The organism is Neisseria sp. P0001.S005 (assembly GCF_051963715.1).
The window spans coordinates 1-480 of sequence record NZ_JBQCTZ010000581.1; the positions used below are offsets into that span (position 1 = coordinate 1).

Below are 480 nucleotides of genomic sequence, written 5' to 3' on the forward strand. Positions count from 1 at the left end.
GCGTTGGCAGCAGCTTGGTGTTTCCAGTTTTTCTCGCGCAAGTCTTTAGCAACAGCCAGCAATTCTTGCTCGCTGATTTCTTTGCGCCAGTATTTTTCTTGTGCGAATTTCAATTCGCGGAAGGCACCGACGCGCGGGAAGCCTGAAAAATGCAATGTTGTCATGTTAACTCTCCTAGTTGGAATTTTTAATCAGGCCGGTATGGCCTGAATGTTCGATATTGTAAATCAGAATGGGGAGGCCGTCTGTTTTATTAACGGGGACGTACACCCAAAATATGGCAGATGGCGTAAGTCAGTTCGCTGCGGTTGAGGGTGTAGAAGTGGAAGTCTTTGACACCTTCGCGAGAGAGGACTTTGACCATGTCGATGGCGATGCTGGCGGCAACAAGGTTGCGCGTGCCTTGGTCGTCATCCAAACCTTCGTACATTTTAGACAGCCAGCTTGGGATTTTGACGTTGGTCACTTGGGCCATTTTGG

Annotated in this window: 2 protein-coding genes; both read right to left on the reverse strand. The window is 49.0% G+C overall.

What is annotated here, in order from left to right; genetic code table 11:
- The coding region (locus tag ACTHSP_RS21795) for a hypothetical protein (RefSeq protein ID WP_440346983.1) at window positions 1-164 on the reverse strand (164 nt) is incomplete at its 3' end.
- An 89-nt stretch (window positions 165-253) separates the two neighbouring features.
- On the reverse strand, window positions 254-480 hold a 227-nt coding region (locus ACTHSP_RS21800; protein ID WP_440346982.1), incomplete at its 5' end, for a methylenetetrahydrofolate reductase.